Annotated in this window: 15 protein-coding genes; 5 read left to right on the forward strand and 10 right to left on the reverse strand. The window is 60.1% G+C overall.

Features of this window, described 5'->3' with window-relative positions:
- Positions 1–72: 72 nt before the first annotated feature.
- Positions 73–1,440 (forward strand): hypothetical protein, encoded by a 1,368-nt coding sequence (locus MHK09_RS08655; protein WP_250413270.1) that lies wholly within the window; start codon positions 73–75, stop codon positions 1,438–1,440.
- On the opposite strand, the gene MHK09_RS08660 is transcribed toward MHK09_RS08655, so the two are convergent.
- The 4 genes from MHK09_RS08660 to MHK09_RS08675 form a co-directional block, all read right to left on the reverse strand.
- Positions 1,418–2,398 carry a 4-(cytidine 5'-diphospho)-2-C-methyl-D-erythritol kinase gene (locus MHK09_RS08660; protein WP_250413272.1) on the reverse strand — a complete coding sequence of 327 codons (981 nt, stop codon included), beginning with the start codon at positions 2,396–2,398 and terminating at the stop codon, positions 1,418–1,420. The genes MHK09_RS08655 and MHK09_RS08660 overlap by 23 nt on opposite strands.
- A complete protein-coding gene (gene rsmA, locus MHK09_RS08665; RefSeq protein ID WP_250413275.1) occupies positions 2,399–3,259 on the reverse strand; it encodes a 16S rRNA (adenine(1518)-N(6)/adenine(1519)-N(6))-dimethyltransferase RsmA in 861 nt (286 codons plus the stop codon).
- A gap of 72 nt (positions 3,260–3,331) precedes the next feature.
- Positions 3,332–4,513, reverse strand: coding sequence for a resuscitation-promoting factor (locus tag MHK09_RS08670; RefSeq protein WP_005329113.1), 1,182 nt, complete (start codon positions 4,511–4,513; stop codon positions 3,332–3,334).
- 285 nt (positions 4,514–4,798) lie between these two features.
- Positions 4,799–5,653: a TatD family hydrolase gene (locus MHK09_RS08675; RefSeq protein ID WP_250413276.1), complete on the reverse strand. Its 855-nt coding sequence runs from the start codon at positions 5,651–5,653 to the stop codon at positions 4,799–4,801.
- Here MHK09_RS08675 and MHK09_RS08680 point away from each other — a divergent pair.
- A complete protein-coding gene (locus tag MHK09_RS08680) occupies positions 5,652–6,146 on the forward strand; it encodes a GNAT family N-acetyltransferase (RefSeq protein WP_250413278.1) in 495 nt (164 codons plus the stop codon). The two genes, MHK09_RS08675 and MHK09_RS08680, sit on opposite strands and share 2 nt — an antisense overlap.
- A 10-nt stretch (positions 6,147–6,156) precedes the next feature.
- Positions 6,157–6,657: a GNAT family N-acetyltransferase gene (locus MHK09_RS08685; protein ID WP_005323769.1), complete on the forward strand. Its 501-nt coding sequence runs from the start codon at positions 6,157–6,159 to the stop codon at positions 6,655–6,657.
- A 126-nt stretch (positions 6,658–6,783) separates the two neighbouring features.
- On the opposite strand, the gene metG is transcribed toward MHK09_RS08685, so the two are convergent.
- The 3 genes from metG to rsmI form a co-directional block, all read right to left on the reverse strand.
- A complete protein-coding gene (metG, locus tag MHK09_RS08690; RefSeq protein WP_179386238.1) occupies positions 6,784–8,616 on the reverse strand; it encodes a methionine--tRNA ligase in 1,833 nt (610 codons plus the stop codon).
- 153 nt (positions 8,617–8,769) lie between these two features.
- Positions 8,770–10,626, reverse strand: coding sequence for a BCCT family transporter (locus MHK09_RS08695; RefSeq protein ID WP_285440143.1), 1,857 nt, complete (start codon positions 10,624–10,626; stop codon positions 8,770–8,772).
- A 247-nt stretch (positions 10,627–10,873) separates the two neighbouring features.
- Entirely contained in the window at positions 10,874–11,728 is an 855-nt protein-coding gene (gene rsmI / locus MHK09_RS08700) for a 16S rRNA (cytidine(1402)-2'-O)-methyltransferase (protein WP_250413280.1), read from the reverse strand.
- Between the two features lie 24 nt (positions 11,729–11,752).
- Between rsmI and pmt the strand changes: the two genes are divergently transcribed.
- Complete coding sequence (gene pmt / locus MHK09_RS08705) at positions 11,753–13,372, forward strand: protein O-mannosyltransferase (RefSeq protein ID WP_250413282.1); 1,620 nt, start codon at positions 11,753–11,755, stop codon at positions 13,370–13,372.
- 19 nt (positions 13,373–13,391) lie between these two features.
- Here pmt and MHK09_RS08710 read toward each other — a convergent pair whose 3' ends face one another.
- Together MHK09_RS08710 and MHK09_RS08715 are read right to left on the reverse strand one after the other, a co-directional pair.
- On the reverse strand, positions 13,392–14,093 hold the full coding sequence (locus tag MHK09_RS08710) for a zf-HC2 domain-containing protein (RefSeq protein WP_250413284.1): 702 nt from the start codon (positions 14,091–14,093) through the stop codon (positions 13,392–13,394).
- Positions 14,080–14,493, reverse strand: coding sequence for a DoxX family protein (locus tag MHK09_RS08715; RefSeq protein WP_239235554.1), 414 nt, complete (start codon positions 14,491–14,493; stop codon positions 14,080–14,082). Before MHK09_RS08715 ends, MHK09_RS08710 begins: the two co-directional genes overlap by 14 nt.
- 158 nt (positions 14,494–14,651) lie before the next feature.
- Here MHK09_RS08715 and MHK09_RS08720 point away from each other — a divergent pair, with 158 nt between their 5' ends.
- Complete coding sequence (locus tag MHK09_RS08720; RefSeq protein ID WP_250413285.1) at positions 14,652–15,368, forward strand: DNA-3-methyladenine glycosylase I; 717 nt, start codon at positions 14,652–14,654, stop codon at positions 15,366–15,368.
- Positions 15,369–15,382: 14 nt separating this feature from the next.
- Here the strand turns inward: MHK09_RS08720 and sepX are convergent.
- Positions 15,383–16,510, reverse strand: a 1,128-nt coding sequence (sepX, locus tag MHK09_RS08725; RefSeq protein ID WP_250413286.1) for a divisome protein SepX/GlpR, incomplete at its 5' end; no start/stop codon positions are given.

Here is a 16,510-nt window from a genome sequence, read left to right on the forward strand (position 1 = left end):
CCTCCCTGCACATACCCCCGCATTTCTCCAAACTATTGCTCTTGATTTTCACGTCCAATAGTGTGACTATGTATGAAGCACTACACACTTTCTCTCTGCGCGGTGCTCTCTGCCGCGGCAGTAGCCATTGCCTCCTGTTCCGCCCCCACCGAGGAGGAAAAGGACTCCCTGCACTCCCACGACCACGCCCACAGCGAGGAGGACCACGCTCACGAGCACGCCCATGACCATGAGCATGAGCACGGCCATGACCACGCCGGACACTCGCACGAAGGTTTCGAAGCCGAGGAGGGCGAGACCGAGGTAGCCCAGCTGCCCACCCGCATTGTCATTTCCCACGCGGACGGACTGCGCGCCTATGACGCCAAGACCGGCAAGGTAATCGGCGAGGACACAATGAATGCCTTCCTGCGCCTGAGCGATGCCGGCGATAACCGCCATGTCATGGTCACCAAAGGCGATAGCTTCCTTACCTACGACACCGGGCGCATTACCAAGGGCCACGGCGATCACAACCACTACTACACCGCTGAGCCCTCGCTTGGCGACGCCCCTATCAAGGCCCCGCACGCCGGCCACGTGGTCCACCACGACGGCTTTACCGCACTATTTTCCGATGGCGATGGTGTAGCGAAAATTTACAAGACCGAAGACATGGGCAACGACGATGCCCAGCCGGTCAATACCGTAGATACGGGGGCTGCACACCACGGCGTAGCCGTACCACTGAAGGATGGCTCAGTAGTCGTTACCAAGGGGACCGAGGACGAGCGCCACACCATCCAGCATCTGGATAAGGAGGGCAAGGTCCTTACTGAAACCACCAAGTGCCCTGGCGTGCACGGCGAGGCCGCCGCGGGTAACGGCAATATCTTCTTCGGCTGCGAGGACGGCCCTGTAGTCTTCGATGGCGCAAAGTTTCACAAGGTAGATGCCTCCGCCTATGCCGGAGCAGGCGGATACCAGCGCTCCGGCAATGCTGCCGGTTCAGAGGAATCATCCGATGTCATTCTGGCCGATAATAAGACCGACAAGGATGCAGAGCTCGAACGCCCCACCTCCGTGACCCTGGTGGATACCAAGGATTTTTCCGCCAAGAAGGTTGATCTCGATGCTTCCTACTGGTTCCGCTCCCTGGCCCGCGGCCCGCTGGGCGAGGCACTGGTGCTCACCACCGACGGCAAACTCAACATTATCGACCCGGATTCCGGGAAATCACCTCGCAGATCGATGCCATCTCCAAGTGGAAAGAAAATAAGGAGTGGCAGCAGCCGGGCCCCTCCTGCAAGCTGCCGATGGCTACGCCTTTATTACCGACGCCCAGAAGAAGCAGCTCGTGGTCATCGACCTGCTCCAAGAAAAGGAAGTCAACCGTTTCGACCTCGACATCGAGCCCACCGAGATGACGGTGCTCTAGCTACAGCACCACGGCGCCGCTAGCGGGACCATGGGTAGCCACACCCTTGGTTCCGGGAATTTCCACCGTCACCTGGGAGACCACTTCCCTAGCCTCCTCTGCCCCAGCGCAGAGGAAGGCACAGGTCGGACCACTGCCGGAGACGATGCCTGCGAGGGCTCCGGCGGCCACCCCCGCCTCCAGCGTCTTGCGCAGGTCCGGGCGCAGGGAAAGCGCCGCCGGCTGCAGGTCATTATGCAAGTGCTCTGCCACCCGGTGCGGGTCGCCCGAGATAAGCGCCTGCGATACTGCTGCGGTATCCATGTGCGGCTCACCGCCGCGACCCTTTTCTCGCATCTCATCCAGCTTGTGAAAGACCTGCGGGGTAGATAGCCCGCGGTCCGAGGCGATAAGCGCCCAATGATAGGTACCGCGCGCCATCATCGGGGTAAGCTGCTCGCCGCGCCCCGTACCGAGCGCGGTGCCACCCAGCAAAGTAAAGGGAACATCCGAGCCCAACGCCGCGCCCAGCGCGTCCAGAATCGGCTCGCCCACCGAGTCGATGCCGTAGTAGCCGCCATAGCAGCGCTCGGCTAAGCGCAGCGCGGCTGCCGCATCAGCAGAGCCACCCGCCATGCCTCCGGCAGTAGGGATGGCTTTGTGGATTTCCAGCGCTACTTCCGGCAGCGCCTTCGGCCCATGGGTGGTGTATAGGTACTGCATGATGCGGTTAACCGCGGTCCACGCCAGGTTTGTGTAGTCTTCTGGCACACCCTGTGCATGAGGGCCCGTAACCTTTAAGCCTCGAATTCGCGGCTTATCCACCTCGGGATTACCCAAGTCCGTGAGCGTCACGGTGTCATGCAGCTCCAAAGACTGAAAGACGCTGGCGAGCTCATGGAACCCATCCTCGCGCGGTTCCTCCACGCCGAGGTGAATATTGACCTTGGAGTGAGCGCGCGCGGTGTAGACGAATGGTTCGTTATCTAGCGGTGCACTCATTTAGATCCCTGCCAATCGTACGAAGTCTTCTACGGCAAGCTTTTCACCGCGCTGCTTCGGATCGATGTCCGCCGCTCGCAGGGCCTCCTCAGCGGCGGCACCCGAACCAAAGTGGCCGGACAATGCCGCGCGCAGGGTCTTGCGGCGTTGGGCAAAGGCGGCGTCGATAACCGGCCAGACCTTAGCCCGCGACTCATCGGTGATCGGCCAAGGAGCATCTTCAAAGACGTCGATGCGCACCAGCCCGGATTCAATATTGGGCGCCGGCCAAAAGACGTTCTTGCCAATCGTGCCGGCCTTGGAGACCTTGCCATAAAAGCCCGCCTTGACCGAGGGCACGCCATAAACCTTGCTGCCGGGCTGGGCGGCGAGACGGTCCGCCACCTCCAGCTGGACCATCACCAGCACGCGGCGAATGGAGGGGAATGTCTCCAGCAAATGCAGCAAGACCGGCACAGCGACGTTATACGGGAGGTTGGCCACGAGGGCAGTCGGCTCCGTGACGTCAGAATCCGTCACGCGCAACGCGTCCTTTTCCACTACGCGCAGGCGCTGCACATACTCAGGGGCGCGCTCGGCCACGGTATCGGGCAGCTGCGCCGCCAAGCGGGAATCGATCTCCACCGCGGTAACGTCCCCCACTGCCTCTACGAGGCCAAGGGTCAGCGATCCCAGTCCGGGGCCTACCTCGAGGACGCGGTCTGTGGGATCCAGCTCCGCCGCGGCGACGATGCGCCGGATGGTATTCGGGTCATGCAGAAAGTTCTGCCCCAGCTTCTTGGTGGGCACGATGTCGAGCTTCTCCGCGAGGGCGCGGATCTCTACGGGGCCCAAAAGCGCGGCGCCGGTGGAATCAGTCATGCCCTCTAACTTAGTAGAAGAGACAAAAAAGCCGCACACCACAGTGGGTGTGCGGCCAAGACGCGCTGCGGTTTAGCGCAGGCCCAGCTTGGAAGTACATGCCGGCCAAGCGCCCCAGCCCTGCGCTGCCTGCACCTTTTCTGCCACGGCAATCTGCTGCTCGCGGGAAGCCTGCCATGCCTCCGGTGCGTACTCGGTGCCGCCGAATGCCGCCCAGGTGGATGGGGTGAACTGCAGGCCACCGGAGAAGCCGTTGCCGGTATTAATAGACCAGTTACCGGTGGCCTCACACTGTGCAATGGAATCCCATACGGAACCATCGGCCACCGCCGGAGCAGCAGCACCGGAGTTGCCGCCCTCCTCCGGCTTTTCTTCCTCGGCCTTCTTGGTGCCGCGGGCAATGGTGGCAGCCTTAGGCTCGACGGTCACCTTTTCCTTGATAACGTCATTGGATTCCTTCGCGCCGTCCTTCATTACCAGCTTGTGGGTAATAACGCGCTTGCCCTTAACGCCCTCCTCGCGGACCTCTTCGGTGCCCTCTTCCAGCTCCGGGTCATCGACAAAGTTGGGCTCAGCGTCAAACTCTTCTTCCGAGTCATAGGTAGTGGTGGACACCTGGTCCACCTTGATGGACATGCCCTCGGTTACCTTGGTGTCCTTGGACGGGAAGACGCGGTCATCGTCATCAACGTCGATATTGCGGGCCTTGAGGACGTCCTCAACGGTCTTAGCGGCAATCTTGGTGTAGGTTACCTTGCCGCCATCATTAATCTTGACGATCTTCGGGGACACAACTTCAAGGTCCATGCCCTCTTCCAGCTGGGCGTCCTCGTCCACGTCGGCATCACCGGACTTCACAGAAGCACCCTTGACTACGCCGTCGAGGTTACCCAGCAGGTCAGATACGGTGAGGTCGGTGGTGGACAGCTGCTGTTGCACGCCATCGATGGTCACGGCTACTGGCTTGGCGGTGCGCACGGAGATCTCATCGCCATCACCCACGGACTCGGACGGGGCTGGGGAGACGATGTCTTCCTCGCTCACCTGCACGCCGGCTGCCTCCAGCGCGCCGTCGACATCCTTGGCAAAGGTAGCCAACTCCACCTTGTCACCGTTGATGTCCACGGTAACGTCCTTCTGTGCCGCAACGGCTACCACGCCGCCGACGGCCAGGGTGCCCAATACGCCACCCGTTGCCAGACGCAGTGGCAGCGAGCGGGAGTTATTGAGGCGCTTGATCTGATGAGGTGACATGCTGAATGAATCTCCGGTAGTGCAGGTTTCAACAATTACAAGAGTTTAGGCCAGCAGAGTTGTCCACGCAGGCGTTTGCCCTACTAAGATCCGCTGCTGCCGCACCGAGGGTGGCGCTGCAGGATCCCAAAACCTAAACGAACGATTAATAACGATACGATAACAGCACCACAAAGTCGAGGACCAATCCACCACACGCCTCACTGGACACACAACCGCCACACTAAGCACCCCCGCAACTTCTGACCAGCGGGTTTTATTTTTGTGAAAACCGTCACCTAGGCGTTAACCCAGGCCGTAAACGCGATCAAAAGTGTCGTTTACCTCCGCTGCTAGCGCCTGCACCGTCTGGTGGCGCACGCGAGCGATGCATTCATATGTGTGCCCGATAAGAGCCGGTTCATTGCGCTGGCCCCGGTAGGGCTCTGGCGTCATATATGGCGCATCGGTTTCCACCAGAAGCTGGCCGGCCGGTGCCTTCGCCGCCGCCTGCCGCAGCTCGGCGTTGCGCTTGAAGGTGACGTTGCCGGCAAAGGACAATACGTAGCCGCGCTCCAAGGCTTCCTCGGCGACTTTCAGCGGCGAGGAAAAGCAGTGCAGCATGACGGTGTCGGGTGAGGGGGCGTCGGCAAGAATGCGCATTAAGTCCGCATCCGCCTCGCGGTTGTGAATCATCAACGTCTTGCCATGGCGCACTGCTAGGTCGATGTGCCAGCGCAGGGATTCCTCCTGCTGAGCCATAGTCGCGGTGGTCTCCGGCTCGTGGTGGACCCAATAGGCATCGAGGCCGGTTTCTCCCACTGCTACGCAGCGCGGATCCGCCACCATCTCCTCCAGCGCCACCTTGGTGGGTGCGTCCAGCTCGTTGGCGCGCACCGGGTGGATGGCACAGGCGGCATAGACATCCGGAAAGGCATGCGCGGTAGCCAGCGCCGCTGCTGATTCACGGCGGTCATCGCCCACCGTCACCATGCGGCTAATACCGGCGGTGCGCGCGCGATTAACCAGCACCTCATCGGTGTCCTTGTGAGAAAACAGATGCGTGTGCGCATCGATGAGGCCGCTTAGGCCCGGTGCCGGAACGGGGGTGGGACGTCGCTTCTTTTTAGCCATACGGGCAATTGTAATATTGGCTGCCATGTTGATCAGACCCGCTGGCCTTGCGGATGTGCCCGCCATGACCGAGACCCTCAACTGGGCCATCGAGCACACCGACGTCATCTTCCGCACTACCCCGGCCAGCATCGCAGAGCGCGAGGCCTACCTGCGCCATATCTGGGAAGAGGGCTGCCCGTGCTTCATCGCGGAGTCCGATTCCGGTGCCTACCTGGGGTGGGCGCTCTACCACCCTTACCGCGATCCGCAGGTGTGGACCGGCTGTTATGAGACCACCATCTATCTCTCCCCCGCCGCTCAGGGCCAAGGCGTGGGCACCGCGTTGCTGGGCGCCTTGGTGGATGCGGCCCGCGCCGATGACAAGGTGCATTCGCTGCTCGCGCTCATCGTTTCCACCAATGTGGCATCGCTGAAGTTGCATGAAAAGTTCGGGTTTGAAAACGTGGGTACTCTTAAAGAGGTTTGCTACAAGTTCGATCACTGGTTGAGCCTCACCCACCTACAACTTCTGGTGTAAAGGAATTTCTATGCATATCCGTCCTGCTGAGCTTGCCGACGCCCCCGCGCTCACCGCCATCTACAACGCCGGCTCCGCAGCGAAACCCGCCGCTAACCTGGTCACGTGGCAAGAAGATGTCTCTGACCGCGAAGAGTGGCTCAAGGAAATGTTTAAGGCCGGCTCCCCGGTCTTCGTAGCCGTGCACGATGATGAAGTCATTGGCTGGGCGGCCTACTTCCAGTTCGTAACCCCCGCCATCTATTACGGCACCGTGGAAGATTCCGTCTACATTGCCCCCTCCGCTCAGGGCAAGGGCGTGGGCTCCGAGCTTCTCGACGCCCTCATGGACGTCGCCGCCGACGACGCCTACGTGCAGACGATGATCACCTATATCGTCGATACCAACGAGGGTTCTATCGCCCTGCATAAGAAGTTCGGCTTCACCGAGACCGGCCGCATGCCGAATATCCATACCAAGGATGGCGTCCGCCTCGGCCTGGTGCACCTCCAGCGCGATTTCGAGCGCTAAACCACCCTTCCTGGCAAGGATTCGGGTATTTCGTACTCCTTCCTTCCAAACCGGAATACAGAAACGACCGCATTATGCCCTTTTCTTTGTTGAAAAGAGGCAATAACGCGGCCGTTTTCGGTGCTGTTACTTAGTAACAGGCGCCCACTCTGGGCCGGTCTCGCCCAGCTCTGGGTCGAGCTTAGAAATGAGCGGCTTCGGCTTGGCCAAGGCGGTGCCCGGCTCTACCTGGATGCGCTCCCATTTTGCCTGCTGCTGGGTGTAGTCGCCCATAATGACCGGATACTCGTGGCCCTCTGGCGGCAAGCCAGCACCAACGAGCTCTACCGGGATATCGTCCTTGACATCATGGACCTCCGGCTGGGCCGCCCACACGCCCTCGCGGCCCAAGGTTTCATGGACCTTCTGCGCGGTAAACGGCAGGTACGGCGTGAGCATGACATTGCAGTCAGAGACCACCTGAAGAGCAGTCCACAGCACGGTAGCTAGACGCTCGCGCTGGGTCTCATCCTTGGCCAGTTTCCACGGCTCTTGGTCTGCAATATAAGCGTTGGCTTCGCCGACGACGTGCATGATGGCGGTAATCGCCTGCTTGAACTTGGACTGTTCCAGCAAAGAACCGGCGGTCTCGAAGGTCTCTTCCGCCAGCTGCAGGATTTCCTTATCCTTTTCTTCCAGCGCTGCTGGTGCTGGAACCTCACCGAAGTTCTTAAACGCCATAGAAACGGTGCGGTTGACCAGGTTGCCCCAGCCATTGGCCAGCTCATTATTGATACGGCGGACAAACTCATCCCAGGTAAAGTCCGTGTCGTTATTCTCCGGACCGGCCACGGCGATGAAGTAGCGCAGGGCATCTGGGCCAAACTCCGCCAAGAAATCCTTGACATAGATGACAACGCCCTTGGAGGAGGAGAACTTGGAGCCGGACATGGTCAAGTACTCCGAGGAGACGATTTCCGTTGGCAAATTCAGCTCGCCGTACTGGTGAAGCTCACCGCCCTTGTTGCCCTTGCCGGCATAGCCCAAAAGCTCGGCCGGCCAGATCTGGGAGTGGAAGGTGATGTTGTCCTTGCCCTGGAAGTAATAGTGGCGGGCCTCCGGGTTCTGCCAGAAGTCCTTCCAGGCTTCAGGCTGACCAGTGCGGTATGCCCACTCGATGGAGGAAGACAGGTAGCCGATGACCGCATCGAACCACACGTAGAGCTTCTTGGCGTTATTGTCCTGCCAGCCCTCAACCGGGATCGGAATGCCCCAGTCAATATCGCGCGTCATGGTGCGCGGGCGCATATCCTCCAGCAAGTTCAGGGAGAACTTCAAGACGTTCGGGCGCCAGTCCTCGCGGGTGGAAAGCCACTTTTGTAGCTCCTCCTTGATGGCGGGCAGATCCAGTAGGAAGTGCTCGGTTTCAATGAACTTCGGGGTCTCGCCGTTGATCTTGGATACGGGGTTGATCAGGTCCACCGGGTCGAGCTGGTTGCCACACTCATCGCACTGGTCACCGCGGGCGCCATCCGCGCCGCAGATAGGGCAGGTGCCCTCAATATAGCGGTCCGGCAGGGTGCGTCCGGTAGACGGAGAAATAGCGCCCTGGGTGGTCTCTTTGAGCATGTAGCCATTGGCATACAGGCCCTTGAAGAGTTCCTGTACCACGGAGTAGTGGTTACGGGTGGTGGTACGAGTAAAGAGATCGTAGGACAGGCCGAGGTTGGCTAGGTCAGTGACGATCTGGCGGTTGTAGCGGTCTGCGAGCTCGCGAACGGACACGCCTTCTTTGTCCGCTTGAACCAATAGCGGAGTGCCGTGCTCGTCCGTACCGGAGACCATGAGTACGTTGCGGCCACGCATTCGCTGGAAACGTGCAAAGACGTCAGAAGGAACACCAAAGCCGGCCACATGACCGATGTGGCGCGGGCCGTTGGCATAGGGCCAGGCAACATTTACTACTACAGACTCAGTCATGGGTTCTACTGTATCGAAGCCGGCTCCTGCCCACACGATTAGGGCAGACATTTACTCCGCAGGTGAACCGCTTTTTCAGAACAAAGCGCCCACCGCTTCCCCACTGCTGAGGAAACGATGGGCGCTATGAAAGCACACCGTGAAGGGCGCGAATTACTTGCGCTTCATCGGGTGCTTCAGGCGCTCATTGCGGCGCTTCTTGAGAACCTGCGTGCGCTGGTATTCGCGGTGCAGGCGGCGCTCGCGGGCCATCTTGCGCTGGAACTGCTGTGCCTCGCGGTACTCGAGGTAAATAACATCCTCGCTCAAAGCCTTGTAGATGGCGAACATCAGGCCAACGACAATGAACAGGAACGGCAGTGCAGCAACGATGGTGACGTTCTGTAGGTTAGACAGCGCGTCCTCATTAGCCAAGAGCAGGGTCAGGCCTACCAAGGCAGTCAGTGCGCCCCATGCCGCGGATAGCCACGGCTTAGCGGTAGAAGCACCATTTTGAGACATGGAGCCCATCACTGTGGACGCGGAGTCCGCAGAGGTGACGAAGAAGGTAGCCAGAAGTACCGCCGCAACAATACCGGCAACGAAGCCGCCGGGCATGGACTGCAACAGATTAAACAGCTCTTCCTCAGCAGACTCGCCGGTGATGGATTCGCCGTTTTGCTCCATGTGGATAGCGGTGCCGCCGAAGATAGCGAACCACAGGGTGGATACGCCGGCTGGAATAAGCAGGACGCCGAGGCAGAACTCGCGAACGGAACGGCCACGGGAGATGCGTGCCAGGAACATGCCCACGAATGGGGACCAGGAAACCCACCATGCCCAGTAGAAGATGGTGTAGCCGGACAGCCACTCAGCAGCGGCACCGTTTTCAGACTCGGCGGTGCGGCCGATCATCTCGGTGAAGTAGTTGAGGTAGTTACCAATGGAGCCAGGAATCTGGTTGAGGATGGTAACGGTCGGGCCCAAGATGAACACGAAGATAGCCAGCACTGCGGCAAGGACCATATTCGCATTGGAAATGTACTGAATGCCCTTGCCCACACCGGACATCGCGGACAGGAGGAATGCGAGGGTAAGGACCAACACGATGCCGATAACCACGGAATTGGTGGGGTTATCGATGATTCCGGATGCCTTCAGGCCGGCCTGAATCTGCAGTGCACCCAGGCCCAAGGAGCAGGCGGTACCGAAGACGGTGGCGAAGATGGACAGGATATCGATGAACTTGCCCACCGCACCGTTGGCGTTACGCTCGCCGATGAGCGGCACGAAGGCCTGGCTCAATAGCTGCTTGCGGCCAATGCGGAAGGTGGAGTACGCGATGGCCAAGCCAACGATGGCGTACACCGCCCAGGGGTGCAGCGTCCAGTGGAACATGGCATAGGCCATGGATGATCCAACGTTGCCAGTACCCTCGCCCGGGGTGCCGTCACGGTAGTTAGCCAGCGGCTCGGAAGCGCCGTAGAACATCAGGCCAATGCCCATGCCTGCGGCGAACATCATGGCAATCCACGATGGCGTGGAAAATTCCGGCTCCTCATTAATGCGGCCCAACTTGATGGAGCCGAACTTGGAGGCGGCAATAAAGACAACGAACACCACGAAGACAGTGCCGAAGAGGATATAGGCCCAACCGAAGTTGTCCACAACCCAGGTCAGGGCCGAAGAGGAGAAGTTGGCAAAGTTATCCGGGGCAGCCAGGCCCCACACAACGATCGCGGCGATCAGAACACCGGCGATGCCGACGATGGACCAATCGATTGGCATATTGTCACGATCAGCCGCGATTTCCACCTCAGGATCGTCATAGCGCTCCGGGTGGAAGCCATCGGAGTGAATCATATCCTGAAGCTGGCCGGTGGCAGATTGTGCGTCCAGCTGTTCGTCTACAGTCTGATAATTCTCAATAGGCTGCCCGCTCGAAGAAGCAGAGGCCGGCTGCGCCTGTGCGCCGACCGGTTCCTTTCCTTCTTCTGGCACGCCTGTGCCCATATTTTCCGAGTTTGTCATGAGCTATACAGTGGTGCGGAACTACTCAATTATCAAACGAAGCACGTAGAAACTTCGCTGCTCAACGCCGTTTCCCAGGGATTTTCCACGATAATTTGAAAGGTTTTTACGCTTCATTTCCCCATGTAAATACCGCTTTAAGCCGCCCACACGCCCGAGCACTATAACAATTCAATTACAAAGCCCCCGTTGGTGAAGCCGTCTACGCGCGCTACGGGGTGTGACGTAATCGAATAAGCGGTGGGGACTAGCCCTCGCGAGCTGCCAAAGCGGCATCATAAAGCTCGCGGTTGGAAACCTCAGTACCTTTGGCTACCTGCTTGCACGCGTCCTTCAGCCGCATCCCCGCCTCCGCTAGCTCGAGCGCCTTGGGCACCAAGTCTGCGGCGGTAGCGGCAGCGGCTGTACCGCCCTCGATCACCACGGTGATCTCTCCCCGAGCACCGTCTACTGCCCACTCGGCAAGCTCACCCAAATTGCCGCGGCGGATTTCCTCATAGGTCTTGGTCAGCTCCCGGCACACCGCGGCCGGGCGGTCGGCGCCGAGAATTTCCGCTGCCTCGGCCAGGGTTTCGGCCACGCGGTGAGGAGATTCGAAGAAGACGATGGCTCGCTTTTCGTTGCGCAGTGACTCCAGCCACGCCTTGCGGGGACCGGGCTTGCGAGGAGGAAAGGCGTCGAAAAGGAAGTGCCCCACGCCCAGGCCCGAAAGCGCCAGGGCCGTCGGCACCGCGGAGGGGCCGGGAAAACAGGTCACGGGAATATCGCGCTCGGCTGCAGCGGACACAAGGGACAGGCCCGGATCAGAAATAATCGGCATTCCGGCATCGGTGACGACGAGGACGGTGCCTGACGCGGCGGCGTCGATAAGCTGCTGGGCCCGGTCCTTTTCATTGTGGTCAAAATTGGACACCACTCGCCCGGAAATCTCGATCCCTAAGGCCTGGGCCAGATTGCGCACGCGCCGGGTATCTTCGGCCGCGATGACGTCCGCATGCTGCAAGGCATGCATTAAACGCGCGGAGGCATCTCCTACGTGTCCCAACGGCGTGGCGGCGAGGATTACCCCGCGCGGTAGTGGATCCAGACCTAAAACAGACATGCCTCTAGCATTCCATACTCTCTAATGCGCGGTTGCGCTACGTTGTCGCCTAGACTCAACCAAGTGACTATTGCTACCGCTGCCCCATCGCGCCCCACGCACGACACCGTGGCTCCGCCAGCACCCCGCGCCTATCAGTGGGGCAAGGCTGACTGGATAAGCACTAGCGTCGTCGGCGTCCTTGCGCTCATTACCCGTTTTGTCGGACTTACTGCGCCCGTTTCCAAGGGCACGCCCGTCTTTGATGAAAAGCACTATGTTCCCCAAGCCTGGGACATGGTGCGAAGCTGGGATAACCTTTTTATCGGCGGTATTGAAACCAACCCCGGCTATGGTCTGGTGGTACACCCACCGCTGGGTAAGCAGATCGTGGCACTAGCCGAATGGATCTTTGGTTATTCCCCTTTGGGCTGGCGTTTTATGACGGCGCTTTTCGGAGCAGCCACCGTGCTCTTGACGATGTCCCTGGCCCGCCGAGTCTCTTCATCCTGGCAGGTAGCAACCCTAGCCGGCCTCATCGCCGTATTTGATGGCGTGCTCTTGGTCTCCTCCAAGTTCGGCATGCTGGATATCTTCCAAGTCTTTTTCGTAGTAGCCGCCGCCTGGGCGCTCGCCCGCGATCATAACCAGATGCGCGAGCGCCTCCACAACGCGTTTGTGAAGGACCGGATGGGCTCGTCCGCCTTCGGCCCGCGCTTTGGATTCCGCTGGTGGCGCCTCCTTGCAGGCGTCTGCCTTGGCCTTTCCCTGGGCGTGAAGTGGTCCGGGCTGTACTTCATCATGTTCTTTGGCCTGATGTCCGTCTTTAGCGACCTTGCCTTGCGCAAGCGCTATGGGGTACGCCGCTATATCCTCGGCACCCTGGTGCGCGATACCCCTGCTGCCTTGGCCTCCCTTGTGCTCGTGCCGGTACTGCTCTACGCCTGGACCTGGCGGGCGTGGTTTTCCTCCGAAACCGCCGTGTACCGCCATGCCAAGGTGGATGGCACCATCGAGGATGGATCGTGGCTGCTGAACCTGCCCGATTCCTTAGCCGGCTGGTTCTACTACCACTCCTCTGTCCTGGAATTCCACGCCAGCCTGACCTCCTCCGGCGGCCATCATCACCCGTGGGATTCCAAGCCTTGGGCCTGGCTCGTTGCCGCCCGCCCGATCTTGTACTACTCCTCCACCGACCTGCAGTGCGGTGATGGCAGTAACGAATGCCGCAAGATGCTCTACCTCTTTGGCACCCCGGCCATCTGGTGGCTGGTCATCCCGGCCGTGCTGTGGGGCCTGTGGTCGCTCATTATTCGCCGCAACCGCGCCTTTCTTATCCCCTTGGTGGGCTTTGCGGCAGGCTTTTTGCCCTGGCTCGCGGCCTTTGACCGCCAGATGTACTTCTTCTACGCCACGGCTTTTATCCCCTTTGTCATCGTGCTTATTGCGTTAGCTTTAGGCCAGCTCATCGGGCATGGCAGGCCTGTGCGGTGGGGATGGCTGAAGAGCTTGGCCGGCGGCCCCGTACGTTGGGGCACCATCGCCGCCGTGTTCTACCTAGCCCTAGTAGTGGCGATGTTCTTCTACTTCTCCCCCATTTTGTACGGCTACAAGATTCCAGATTCCTGGTACCACTCCATGATGTGGCTGCCGAGCTGGACCTAACTCGGCCAGAGTGGAGTGATTATTGCGGCTGCGCGTTGAGGGACTTCCACCATGCGCGCACGAGGTAACCCTTTTCCGCCGCCCAGGCCCACGCCAGGCTAACGGTTGCCAGCGCGGTAGCGATAAGGAAATACACCTGCTCAATGGTTACGGTACCCAGCGCTATATCGCGCATGCCAAAGCCGAAGAGGAAGGCAAACATCGTGGCCGATACCGGAAGCAGTCCGGTAACCGCCGCGGGGCGCCAAGCGCTGAAGAATAAGCCACAGGCCATGCCAAAGCGCACTGCCGCGCCCTCCATCAGCAGGTTAGCTCGCTCCGGATCCGCAGTGGGATCCAAAATCTTTCCTTCCGCGCCCAACGGTACGAGACCGGAGGCGTGCACGATGAGCACCACTGCCCAGATTGCAAAGATTGCACCCATAACCACCATGGCGGCGCGTGCGACCGTGAGGTTAGCTTGGCGCGCGCTCGAGGTACGCCGCCATTCCGGCTCCACGCCGGCCAAGATGACATCAGAAAGATCCGTGGGCGGCGCCATGCCGGAATCCACGGGCTCCACAAAGCTCAATGAACGCGATAGCGCAGCCGCCTTGTCACGGAAAGCGCGGCATTCGGCGCAGCTTTCCAAGTGAGTATCGATGACGTCCTGAGATAGATCGGAATCTTCGCCATCCATGTGCGCGGAGATAGCCGCTTGGACCTGGCTATGCGTCAACATTGCTGAGCACCCCGTCCATGCTGGCTCTGCCGGAGCCAAAAATTACGATCATCAGCAGGGATACCAGCAACACCAGTGGGTATTCGATTCCCCCATCGGCAGCAAATAACCCGTGGCCCAAATGCACGAAATACAGGGCACACCCCATAAGCAATGCGAGTGCCCCGGCGACAAAGGTGGTGAGCAGACCAACGACGAGGAATGCACCGCCGGCCATCTCCCCGATGGCGGCGATATAGCCGGAAAGCTGTGGCTGCGGCACCCCCAGGGCGGAAAATTGCCCCACGGTTTCATCCATGCCGGTCATAAACATCTTGTCCACGCCGTGTGCGATAAAGATTAATCCGAGGACCGCTCGAAAAATAAGCAGTGCGGCATCGCGTACGGCAGGTCTATTCATGCTGAACAGATTACCCTGAACCCCTCACCCGATGCGAAGGCAATGGACTACACCCATACTCCTGGGAAATTCGCCCTTTGGCGGGGGAAGGAAAAGAACACGGCCGCGCGGGCTGTTTCAATGGGAACCACGCACAAAAGATAAAAGGAGAACACACCATGAGCGAACCAACCACGCAGTCCGAAGAGCGCACCACCTTGGTCTATGACGATGATGGCCTGGGCCGCCCGCCTTGGGCGATGTCCTCGCCGATGCTGAAGGAGTATTACGACACCGAATGGGGCCTGCCCATTTTCGATGAAGCTGGACTTTACGAGCGTTTGAGTCTCGAGTCTTTCCAGTCCGGCCTGTCCTGGGCAGTGGTGCTCAAGAAGCGCGAAGCCTTCCGTGCGGCCTTTTGCAACTTCGATCCGGACAAGGTCGCCCAATTCGATGAGGCGGACGTGGAGCGTTTGCTTGGCGACGCCTCCATTATCCGCAACGAAACCAAAATCCGCGCAGCGATTAATAACGCCAAGGCGACCATCGCTCTGCGCGAGGAAGGCGGGCTGGCGGAGTTCATCTGGGCCTACCAGCCACCGGAGAACCTCTACCCCACCGTGATGGAAGATATTCCGAAAAAGAGCTACGAGTCCAAGCTCATGTCCCGCGAACTCAAGAAGAAGGGTTTTCGCTTCGTTGGACCGGTTACCTGTTTCGCCCTCATGGAGGCCATCGGCATGATTGATACGCACCTTATCGGCTCCCATCGCCGCGGTACCTCCGGGGTGTGGCTGGAGAGCGGCGTGCCGAATTATGGCTTAGCACAGGAATACAACGCGCTCGCGAACTCGCAGACAGCGGGCGCTGACGAGCTTCACGGCGCTGCTAGCTAGTCCGCCTCGCGCGCTTATCCAGCGCGGCGGGCCGCTAGGTCATCGCGGCGGCTGTAACCATCGGGCCCGGCGTGCGGGCCGTCAAAGTCGCCGTCCTCACCATCGCTATAGCTCAGCGGAAGGTGCACGAAGTCCGGGCTCTCATCGTCGATTTCCACAACCACTGCGCCTGGACGGCGCAGATTGCGCGGAATCTTTAGCTCTTCGTCCTCGGCGTTGCGCACGCCCAAACGGGCGCGGCGCAGGTGGCGCACACGGCGGCGCATCAGTGCCTGTTCCTGGCGTACCTGAGAGCGAAGGGCGATCAAGTAGGCCACGGTGAGCACGCCGGCGACGGCAGCCAACCACCAAGTCCAGCCACCGACCACGATTCCGAGGGCTACCGTGAGCACCACGGCCACGGCCAGCCCCAGCAGGGTGCGCTGACGGCGCTGGTAGCGCGTTGCAGACTTTTCCTTTTCCGCTACCGGGTCCCAGCCACCGCGGCCCAAACGACGCTGGGCGAATTCGACCTCGTCCTCGGACAGGTCGGTATCCGTGCCGGTTTCGTCTGCTTCCGTGGCCGCTGCTAGGTTCTCGGAGCCTTCGGCCTCGTCTGCCTCGTCCGCGCCGGCAGGATCTATGGAGTCATTCTCACTGTCCTCGGCCTTGTCTACGGCACCCGGGTACATGAGGTCTACCGGCGAGGTATAGGTTTCGTCGTAGGCATAGGCATCGCTCGCCACGCTAGAGACGGCCGGGGCGCTAAAGACCTCAGCCTCAGCGGCGGCGACATCGGAGGCTTTGTCCTTAGTGGGCTCGTTCGCGGCGTCGTCCTCGTCCTCCAAGAGCACGTCATCGACATCGTCCGCCTCTGCGGTGTTGGCTTCCTTGTCCGCATCAGCCTGCTGGGAGGCAGGAACCGCAGCTGCCTGTGGCTCGACTGCAGACTCGTCTTCTTCTGCAATCGCTTCTTCCACCAATTCGCCGTCGATGGTTTCTGCCCGCTCCGTGGATTCTTCGCCAGCGGTGGAGGCGGACGCTGCAGTAAACGCACGGCTACCGCTACCGAAGGGCTGGGACTTGGCACGGCGTGCGGCACCGGCAATGGTCACGGAGCGCGAAGAGGTCTTAGTGTCTTCGGCATCGGATTCACTGTCGGC

It is taken from the genome of Corynebacterium tuberculostearicum (assembly GCF_022347235.1).
Classification (GTDB): domain Bacteria; phylum Actinomycetota; class Actinomycetes; order Mycobacteriales; family Mycobacteriaceae; genus Corynebacterium; species Corynebacterium tuberculostearicum_F.

What these genes read in the sequence shown, in the direction of transcription:
- MHK09_RS08670 (WP_005329113.1), bottom strand. Translation starts at nt 4,513, where the DNA reads ATGTCACCTCATCAGATCAAGCGCCTCAATAACTCCCGCTCGCTGCCA.
- MHK09_RS08720 (WP_250413285.1), top strand. Translation starts at nt 14,652, where the DNA reads ATGAGCGAACCAACCACGCAGTCCGAAGAGCGCACCACCTTGGTCTAT.
- rsmI (WP_250413280.1), bottom strand. Translation starts at nt 11,728, where the DNA reads ATGTCTGTTTTAGGTCTGGATCCACTACCGCGCGGGGTAATCCTCGCC.
- pmt (WP_250413282.1), top strand. Translation starts at nt 11,753, where the DNA reads ATGCGCGGTTGCGCTACGTTGTCGCCTAGACTCAACCAAGTGACTATT.
- MHK09_RS08660 (WP_250413272.1), bottom strand. Translation starts at nt 2,398, where the DNA reads ATGAGTGCACCGCTAGATAACGAACCATTCGTCTACACCGCGCGCGCT.
- MHK09_RS08715 (WP_239235554.1), bottom strand. Translation starts at nt 14,493, where the DNA reads ATGAATAGACCTGCCGTACGCGATGCCGCACTGCTTATTTTTCGAGCG.
- MHK09_RS08695 (WP_285440143.1), bottom strand. Translation starts at nt 10,626, where the DNA reads ATGACAAACTCGGAAAATATGGGCACAGGCGTGCCAGAAGAAGGAAAG.
- MHK09_RS08685 (WP_005323769.1), top strand. Translation starts at nt 6,157, where the DNA reads ATGCATATCCGTCCTGCTGAGCTTGCCGACGCCCCCGCGCTCACCGCC.
- MHK09_RS08680 (WP_250413278.1), top strand. Translation starts at nt 5,652, where the DNA reads ATGTTGATCAGACCCGCTGGCCTTGCGGATGTGCCCGCCATGACCGAG.
- rsmA (WP_250413275.1), bottom strand. Translation starts at nt 3,259, where the DNA reads ATGACTGATTCCACCGGCGCCGCGCTTTTGGGCCCCGTAGAGATCCGC.
- metG (WP_179386238.1), bottom strand. Translation starts at nt 8,616, where the DNA reads ATGACTGAGTCTGTAGTAGTAAATGTTGCCTGGCCCTATGCCAACGGC.
- MHK09_RS08655 (WP_250413270.1), top strand. Translation starts at nt 73, where the DNA reads ATGAAGCACTACACACTTTCTCTCTGCGCGGTGCTCTCTGCCGCGGCA.
- MHK09_RS08710 (WP_250413284.1), bottom strand. Translation starts at nt 14,093, where the DNA reads ATGTTGACGCATAGCCAGGTCCAAGCGGCTATCTCCGCGCACATGGAT.
- MHK09_RS08675 (WP_250413276.1), bottom strand. Translation starts at nt 5,653, where the DNA reads ATGGCAGCCAATATTACAATTGCCCGTATGGCTAAAAAGAAGCGACGT.